The 8,706-nt window shown below is 35.5% G+C and carries 8 protein-coding genes; 7 read left to right on the forward strand and 1 reads right to left on the reverse strand.

Annotated elements, in window-relative coordinates; translation table 11 throughout:
* Positions 1-372: 372 nt before the first annotated feature.
* Together HRT72_04340 and HRT72_04345 are read left to right on the forward strand one after the other, a co-directional pair.
* Positions 373-1,416, forward strand: coding sequence for a pirin family protein (locus tag HRT72_04340; protein NQY66937.1), 1,044 nt, complete (start codon positions 373-375; stop codon positions 1,414-1,416).
* 135 nt (positions 1,417-1,551) lie between these two features.
* Entirely contained in the window at positions 1,552-3,105 is a 1,554-nt protein-coding gene (locus HRT72_04345) for a hypothetical protein (GenBank protein ID NQY66938.1), read from the forward strand.
* A gap of 92 nt (positions 3,106-3,197) precedes the next feature.
* On the opposite strand, the gene HRT72_04350 is transcribed toward HRT72_04345, so the two are convergent.
* On the reverse strand, positions 3,198-6,212 hold the full coding sequence (locus tag HRT72_04350) for a hypothetical protein (protein NQY66939.1): 3,015 nt from the start codon (positions 6,210-6,212) through the stop codon (positions 3,198-3,200).
* Between the two features lie 117 nt (positions 6,213-6,329).
* Here HRT72_04350 and HRT72_04355 point away from each other — a divergent pair, with 117 nt between their 5' ends.
* From HRT72_04355 to HRT72_04375, 5 genes are all read left to right on the forward strand, one after another.
* Positions 6,330-6,593 (forward strand): GIY-YIG nuclease family protein, encoded by a 264-nt coding sequence (locus tag HRT72_04355; GenBank protein ID NQY66940.1) that lies wholly within the window; start codon positions 6,330-6,332, stop codon positions 6,591-6,593.
* 141 nt (positions 6,594-6,734) lie between these two features.
* Positions 6,735-6,908: a hypothetical protein gene (locus HRT72_04360; protein ID NQY66941.1), complete on the forward strand. Its 174-nt coding sequence runs from the start codon at positions 6,735-6,737 to the stop codon at positions 6,906-6,908.
* A gap of 588 nt (positions 6,909-7,496) precedes the next feature.
* On the forward strand, positions 7,497-7,781 hold the full coding sequence (locus HRT72_04365) for a transcriptional regulator (GenBank protein ID NQY66942.1): 285 nt from the start codon (positions 7,497-7,499) through the stop codon (positions 7,779-7,781).
* 38 nt (positions 7,782-7,819) lie between these two features.
* Positions 7,820-7,996 (forward strand): hypothetical protein, encoded by a 177-nt coding sequence (locus HRT72_04370; protein NQY66943.1) that lies wholly within the window; start codon positions 7,820-7,822, stop codon positions 7,994-7,996.
* A 138-nt stretch (positions 7,997-8,134) separates the two neighbouring features.
* Positions 8,135-8,706 (forward strand): hypothetical protein (locus tag HRT72_04375; GenBank protein ID NQY66944.1); only part of this gene is annotated, 572 nt, incomplete at its 3' end.

Genomic DNA, 8,706 nt, shown 5'->3' on the forward strand with positions numbered 1-8,706 from the left:
AGAAATAACTTTTCAGGAAAATCATTTACTATAAATTATGAGAGTAAAACCATATTGAACAAGTTTTATTGTAGATCACTTTAATGAGTTTTGGGCAATACTCTACAACAATTGAACAAAGAACACTGTTCCTATATAAAGTGCTCTTTATTCACTATATATCTCATGCAAATTCTTCAAAGAAATAAATTTACAACACATCCTCCTCTTCTCTTTTCATTTAAAGGAGAAGACAGTAGCTTAGAGCAAATATCCTTTTATGGAATCAACCACACAAAAAGATTTATTAAGAAATTCGCTATCTCTTTTGCTGTAATAGCAGTTAGTTATGAAATATACTCTTTCACTAAACCTTCGAACCAACCCACACCTATGGAAAACGAAATAAAAAATACATCTGCCATTATTAAAATTAGACCTCTAAATTTCACGTGGGAAACTCTTGACCCTTTTATTTTCTGTGTGCATCACGAAGACTTTTATCCAGAAGGCAATGAGAACATGGGGCCTAAACCAGGCACTGCAGGAAGGAATCTAGGACAAGATTTTGGCAATAAATATTGGAATATGTACCACGGACATACCGTTCCGGGATTTCCAGCACATCCTCATTGTGGGTTCGAAACCATTACGATAGTTAGAAAAGGAGTTGTAGATCACATGGATTCTGCAGGCGGACAAGGTAGGTTTGGAAATGGAGATGTACAATGGGTTACTGCCGGTGGTGGTATTCAACACTCCGAAATGTTCCCGCTTATAAACCTAAATGACGTAAATACCATGGAGCTTTTTCAAATCTGGCTCAATCTACCAAGTGGAAAAAAAGATGCGGATCCTAATTACCTTATGTTTTGGGGAGAAGATATTCCTTTTGTTTCTTCGGAAAACGAAAAGGGCGCAAAGGCAGAAATTAAGATAATTGCAGGCGAGTTAGATGGATTAAAAGGCCTAACCCCTCCCCCAAACTCCTGGGCCGCAGATCCAAACAATGGATTAGCAATTCTTAATATTAAAATGGAGCCTAACGCCACAACAACAATTCCCAAATCCCTTACAGGACTTAATCGAACAATTTATTTCTTTAGTGGAAAAAGCATTCTTGTAAATGGCGAAATGGTTGAAAGATATGTTGCTGTAGATGTTAAATCGGACGAAGAAATTAAAATCGAAAATTCGGACAACACTCCTAGCGAAATTCTTCTTTTACAAGGCAGACCTATCAACGAACCTATTATTCAAAATGGTCCTTTCGTTGCAATTAGCAACGAGAAAATGGACGAAGCCGTAAAGAAATTTCAAAATGGAGGGTTTGGCGAATGGCCTACTGATAGGAATGATCCAACCCACGCAAAAGAACAATCTCGTTTTGCCAAATACCCAGATGGCACTTTAGTATTTCCACCCTCTCAAAACTAAGCTACACCTCGCAAATCGTTAAAATTTCAATAGGCATATTTTTACAAATTGAGTCTTCAATAACACCTCTACTCTATTCGATCTTATTGAATCTGATGTTTAATTGATACTTTTAACCGATACCATGGTGTAAAAATGAAGAGTCTTATTATCATACTCACTATTCTATTATCATTTTCACTCGAATCTACCTCCCAAATTACAGATAAAGGAAGGATTGAAATCGAAGTTGAGAGAGGATATATTGGAGCACATCTTGTAGAGCTCGAAGAAAATGGATTCGTTATAATTTCGGAGAACGTAATCCCTTCCAGGCGAAATTCGGAATGGAATTACAATTCATACAATACAAATCTAGAATACACCCAAAACACGAAACTCGTACTTCCTAGAAAACAAGAAAAAGTAGAAGCGCATTACAAGAAAGATTATTACCACTCTTTATTCAAAGACCAACGAGGTAATTACACACTGGCTTCTTTTAACGCCACAACTAATGACATTACCAATGTGAATGGGGTTTTACCGAGAAAAACAAATATGAAGGCCATGACGGTTTCAGGTGATAAAGCATTCTTTATTGCACAACTAAAAAAAGAGCAATTCCTTTTTTCAGTCGATTGGAGAACTGGCAAGCGTACAATTATCCGGTTAGGGTTTGAAGGTACTCCTTCTAAAAAACTTTACGTGAACAATTTCGAAATTGTCGGTAATAATATTTTCGTTTATGTTAATGTAAAGATTGAGACCGCAAAAATTGAAACATATATCGTAAGACTCGATAAAGATGGTGACTTCCTGAATAAAATTCAATTTTCTAAAAATATTGATAAGAAAATAATTTCCTTGTCTGCAACGGAAATAAACAAGGAGGAGTTCGCTTTTACCGGAACCTATGCCTCAAAATCAACGGAAGTTAAATTCGCATCTCTATTTTCTGTTAATCGATCAGCCGGGACAGGATCGGCTGAGGGATTGTTTTTTTGCAAAGCAAATACTAAAGAAGTGCGTGATTTGAAATTTTACAATTTCACAGAGCTCGATAATTTCATGTCGTTTATTCCCGATCGAAAAAAGCAAAGAATTGTTAGAGTCTCTGAACGTAAAGAGAAAAAAGGTAAAGAGTTTATTTTAAAATACAATATCGCTTCTCATAAAGTAATTACTTTGGATGATGGATATCTTCATATCGGTGAAGCATATCACCCTACTTACCGTACCGAAACATACACTAGCGTAGGACCAAATGGGGTCGTTACAACACATACAAGACAAGTGTTCGATGGGTATCAGTATACACATGCTTTAATTGTTAAATACGCTCTGGATGGCGAGAAAATTTGGGATCATTCTTTCAAAATGTATCCAAATTTTAAACCTATGTATGTTAAGCGATTTATATCTATTGCAGAACAATCACAAAGTGAGATTAAACTAGTTTTTTCGTCGAGCGATGAGATAGTAACCAAGTCCATTGGTTTCGACGGAAGCATTCAACTGGAAAGAAAATCAACTATTATTTCAGGACTTAGAGAAGGTGACAAGACTAAGTTCTCTTCCTCGAATGTAGACTTTTGGTACGATCAATTTTTTATCGTTTATGGGAGACAAACCTTAATTAATACCAAGGATGATGACAAGAGAAGAAAGAGAACTATCTATTACGTTAATAAGGTTCAATTCGAATAGGGAATTTAACAGCACTACTTACTTTCGTGAACTAAATAAAAAAGCAGAACCTCTTTAAAAGTTCTGCTTTTTCTTTAAGTCTTTTATTCTTATCAGTCTCCTTTATCTCCTACGAAGAATTCAACTGCCGATGTGCTCTCGTTATCAAGCATATCTTTTGTTTTGATAATAACCGAGTAGAATTTATTTTTCTTAAACTGACTCAACTCTGAGATATCCAATGTATGTGGACTAGAATAATCTCTAAATGTAGCACCATTATCCAACGAGTAGAAAATTGTTTTCGTACCTACATGCGCATCCGTAGCACCAATATATAACCTGGTGTAGTTTGGATATACTTTAAGGGTTTTACCTTTTTTCTTCTTCGTTCCAATAGAATTAATACTGAAGTTAGAATAGATAACTGGACCAGTATTATCAACAAAAGTGTTACTCTCTTTTTGCTGCTCTTCGTTGTTTACCCTATCTGTTGCCTTAAACTGAATAGTGTGGAATCCTTCGTTCTTTATTGTGAAGACATCGTAATCTTGGAAAGAACCACCATCCAAAGCATACTGTGTATTCTTTACCCCAGATTCAAAATCCTTTGGAGCCAATTTAATTTTCGTTCTCTCACAGATAAATAATGTATCTCTTGCAAAGAACTGAGGATCTCCATAAACGATTCCTGTTGCTGGAGCTTTGTTATCCATATAAACAGTCTTTGTTTTCTTCCCACTTCTATTCTCTACATTATCCGTAGCATAGTTTGAGATATAGTGTAATCCTTTTCTATCCGGAACACTAATTGGTCCATTGTATAATTGAACTCCGGTTCCATCTACATTGAAATCAATAGATTCAACTCCCGCTTTGTTATCAGTAGCAGTCATTACCACTTTTGACCTTGGAGAAACATACGTATACTTTCCTTTGTACATATCCCCTTCGATTTCTGTAGTCACTTTAGGAGCCATTTTATCTAAATAGAAATTGAATGTTCGCTTAGTCTCAGCGTTTTTCACACGGTCAACCGCATAGTAAGTAAGCGTATGCTCACCATCTTTCAAGAAATTAGGACTCACAGCTGATTTACCAAACGTTCTGTTATTACCTCCATCGTAAGAATAATATATTCCTCTTGTACCAGAAAGCTTATCTGAACTACTCAACTTAAATTTAGATTTAGGCCCAATGATGTTACCTTGATAACTTGGTCCTGTAATCGCATATGCCGAAGTTGGTGCTGATGCATCCACGGTAAATGTCATCGAATGCGTTTTCTCTGAATTACCTACATTATCATTCGAAAAGAAATGAAGTGTATTTGTACCATCAGAATCAAAATTCAAATCGTTCAAGTAAGTCTTATAGTCTCCATTAAGAGCATAGTGAATTTGATCTAAACCAGACATTCCATCATTAGACTTCAGCTTAACAGATAATCCTCCGCTATAGAATATATTACCTCTATAGGTATACTTTGTAGCTCCCGAAAAGGTAGCCAACGTTCTAGGTGCAAGACCATCTGCGTATACTTCAAATACAATATCCTTTAATGGATATACTGTCTTTAATGTATTAGGATCTACACACGATGGAGATCGGAAAGTATTTAAACCTTCTGAATCCAAATACATTGGGTTAGCATACTCTGCTGTTCTTCTACTCTTCAGGTTGTGCATTTCACCTCCTGGTGAAGTCGCAAAGTATAAATACATTGGTAATGACTTCTGTATATAATATTTATCCTCATCCCCTATGTAAACTTTATTATCAAATTGAGGTTTAGAAGGCTCAGACATCTTTGTTATAGAAGGAGTCACATCCGTCAAATCACTTTGCGTTGCTGCTTTAGAAGCAACAGGAGCTATATCTTCTAAACTACCGTAATTCTCTTCTACTTTCTTAGCTGTAACTGGTGCAATATCCTCTAAACTTCCAAAGTCCTCTTCATCTTGTTGATTCGATGATGTTGCTGGAGCAATATCTTCTAAACTACCAAAGTCTTCTTCTTCATGTTGTTGAGTAGCTGCAGCTGGAGCAATATCTTCTAGGCTTCCAAATTCATCTGCATCATCTTGCTGTGAACCAGCTGGAGCGATATCTTCCAAGCTACCGAATTCATCTGCATCATCTTGCTGTGAACCAGCTGGAGCGATATCTTCCAAGCTACCGAATTCTTCCTCATCAGATTGGTTTGCAGAACTAGCCGGTGCAATATCCTCTAGACTTCCAAAATCCTCTTCTTGTTGTCCTCCATTATCACTTGAAGCAATATCCTCCAAACTACCATACACATCTTCTTCTTGACCTTGATTATCTGAAGATGCAATATCTTCTAGACTTCCATAAATGTCATCATTGTTTTCTTCAGAACCTTCTGAAGATGCAATATCTTCAAGAGAACCATAATCAGAATCATCAGAACTATCATCTGCTAAGAAATCATCCAATGAACCATAATCTTCTCCTGCATCATAATCCTCTTCTTTAGATTTTTTCTCTTTCTTCCCTTTAGCTGCTTTGGGCTCTTTCTCTTCTTTCGGCGCCTTCTCTTCCTTTACTTTCTTCTCTTTAGCTGGTTTCTCATCCTGTGTATTATCTGCCAATTCATCATCAGAATCAGTATTAGCTGCAAAAGACTCCGCAGCTAGTTTTTGCTCTTCGATAATACTTTCTGCCTGACTAGCATCTATTTCTTTACCGTTTTTAACACCCATTACTCTGTGTGTAGTAAAACCTGCTTTCCCTACTTCCTTTAGTATTTTCTTTGCTTCTTTCTGGGATTCTGCAGTACCATATATATAGATTAACTCCCTATCTCCAGAAAGTTCTTTAACACCTACTAATCCTCTGAAATAATCTGGGATTAATTCTAAAGGCTTTTTATATGAAGTTTTCTTCAAATAAACAGTTAGGTACACATCTTCCTTTTTTACTGCTTGACCAAAACCAGTAATTGACGACAAGGCTATGCTTAATATTAACATGCCTGATAACAAGTATTTATACATCATTTTGTGTTTGATTATATCAAGATTATCAACTTGAAATTTGCTCGGCCAAATGTAGTAAATTCTTTTGGTTAAGGAACCAAGCATTCCTTCTATTTTCCTCTTCAACCTTGTGTTCGAATCTTATATAACAAGCAGTATATCATACTGAAAACTGTTAATTTTTACACTTTTCCGAATTATTTCTTTCCTAAAAGAGAAATCAAAATTCGTTACTTTCATTGCATGAATTGGGTTGTATATATATTGGAATGTTCCGACGGATCCTATTACACCGGGATCACAAACAATTTAGCCCACAGAACAACCCAACATAACCTCGGTAAAGGAGCAAAATACACAAGAGGGAGAACGCCTGTAGTTGTTAAAGCTCAATGGCCCGTTTCGGATAAATCCGCAGCTATCAGAGAAGAAATTAGAATTAAAAAACTTTCCAGATCGGCCAAATCTTTTTTGATTTCCGATTATAAAAACAGAAATTCTAATTAATAATTATGCAAAGGCTGCTAAATAGCAGAAACTGGCATATTCTCTTTGTAATCTATAAGGCCAATCATATACATAGAAATTAGAACACCTCTATTTAATACAATATGTAAAAACACATTCGTTACCCCGAGCTGGAAATGCATGTATGAGATTGGAGTAATACAAAGCAAAGAATACAATGCTCTAGCAAGTTTAATTGGTATCAATATTACTATACATAACTCTGTTCAAGTTAATGTAAAGGAAGTGAATTCAAATGAATGGATTTCAACAAACAAAATCGAAGATTATTTATCTGGAAACTTTCAAGAATAATTTGAAAACCGATGAATACCGAACCTGTCTGGTGATTTGGTCGTTTATAGTTTAGTACGGAATATCAAACTATTAAAAGCACATGTATTACTTAGAATTATATTCTTCAAGAATCTTTATACAGCATGCTATTCGGTATTTCAAATTAGCATTCATCTTTCTAGTTATAGCTTGCTCTAATGACACAGAAAACATAAACGAGCCCGTGTTCACCCCTAATTCTAACCTATCTAACACAGAAACCAAAGAAGAAATCTCTATTTCATCGAATCTCCTCAGCAAATATGAGGGCATATATATGTTCGAAAGAAAAGGGACTCGAAAAATTAATTTATGTTACTTCCACCTGAGACAACCAGCTTATTGGAGCAGATGAATTCGGGCAATCTTACGTTGTTCCTGTAAACAATACAGGAGTATTTCAAAACAACGAAGTGGCCTACCAATACCAATTCAAGTTCAATTCTGACAGCATAGTAACTTCTGTCTCCTACGCAAAAAACGACATATTGGTTGTAAAAAAAATATTGATATATAGTTTGTTTTATAAATTAGTTTACTTTTAAAACCAATTTGATAATTACTTTCATGTTCAAAGAACTAGACCCACTTCTTCACTCTCGGCTTCGGCTTAGTATCATGTCATTTTTAAAAGCTAAAAAAGGTTCTGACTTTACAGAAATAAAATCGCTAACAAAAGCTACTTCCGGAAACATTAGCGTTCAGCTAAAAAAACTGGCTGATGCCAAATACATCAAGATTAAAAAAGGCTACAAAGAGAATTATCACCATACCCAATTTTCCATTACAAAAACTGGCATTACACAATTCGACAAGTACAGAAATCGAATGAAGGAATATTTAAAATATTAATTAGACTAGAAAACACTATTAACCAAACATATTAGAAAATGGAAGAGAAAATGAAGAGAGGTTCCGAAATTGGCGGTATTGCATTATTATCTTGCATGATGGCCGGTTTAGCAATCGGAATGCTATCCGAAGCAACGCAACTTGGCGGAATACTTGGGCTAGTAATAGGTTCTGTAGCCATGAGTGGCATTTTATTCTATCATAGGGCTAGATAATAAAAGCTTCTTTTCAGACCACTTTTCGAATTGCTCTTCTTATTGCAATAAGAAGAGCAAGCAGCGCTTCTCTTATAATGGAGCACTAAGCTTATATCTCAAAATAGAAAGTGGCCTGTTTATTGGTTATGATATTCTATGAAAAAAACCATCCTCTTATCAATATTCCTCATTGTTTGCTGTTCGGTTCGCTTAGTCGCTAATAAGCAAGAAGAGAAAACGAATGACACCAAAGTTGTTTGCGAATCTTGCAAAGCCAAAAGCAAAACATACAAATCTAACTTTCAGTTACAAAGCAGCTTCATTCCAAAAGAAGATAAAACGCCAATTAAAACTATAAAAGTTGCATTTCATGTATGGCAGGATGACGCAGGTGAAAACAACTGGAAACCAGAACAAGACTCGCTGCACCGAATCCGACTGAATAAAGTCATTGAAAGCATCAACAAGAAATATCGAAAAGTTAAAAAACCATCACACCCACAAATAGAAGCCAACAAAGAACTAAAAGATTCAAGGCTAAGACTTGTACTAGATAGGGTCTACGTGTATAAAAACCAATCTTTACATAAATCAAAATCTATTAACGATCTCAATAATTATGTTATCAAAAATCATCCATCGAGAATAGATAAAGTGTTTCCAATTCATATTACAAATGCAAAATATGGTAAAGCCGCTGGGATAGGAAAAATGCCTTCAAGAAATAT

The organism is Flavobacteriales bacterium (assembly GCA_013214975.1).
Taxonomy (GTDB): Bacteria; Bacteroidota; Bacteroidia; order DT-38; family DT-38; genus DT-38.

Coding starts and splice junctions, on each gene's coding strand:
- HRT72_04355 (NQY66940.1), top strand. CDS start 6,330: ATGAATTGGGTTGTATATATATTGGAATGTTCCGACGGATCCTATTAC.
- HRT72_04340 (NQY66937.1), top strand. CDS start 373: ATGGAAAACGAAATAAAAAATACATCTGCCATTATTAAAATTAGACCT.
- HRT72_04360 (NQY66941.1), top strand. CDS start 6,735: ATGTATGAGATTGGAGTAATACAAAGCAAAGAATACAATGCTCTAGCA.
- HRT72_04370 (NQY66943.1), top strand. CDS start 7,820: ATGGAAGAGAAAATGAAGAGAGGTTCCGAAATTGGCGGTATTGCATTA.
- HRT72_04345 (NQY66938.1), top strand. CDS start 1,552: ATGAAGAGTCTTATTATCATACTCACTATTCTATTATCATTTTCACTC.
- HRT72_04365 (NQY66942.1), top strand. CDS start 7,497: ATGTTCAAAGAACTAGACCCACTTCTTCACTCTCGGCTTCGGCTTAGT.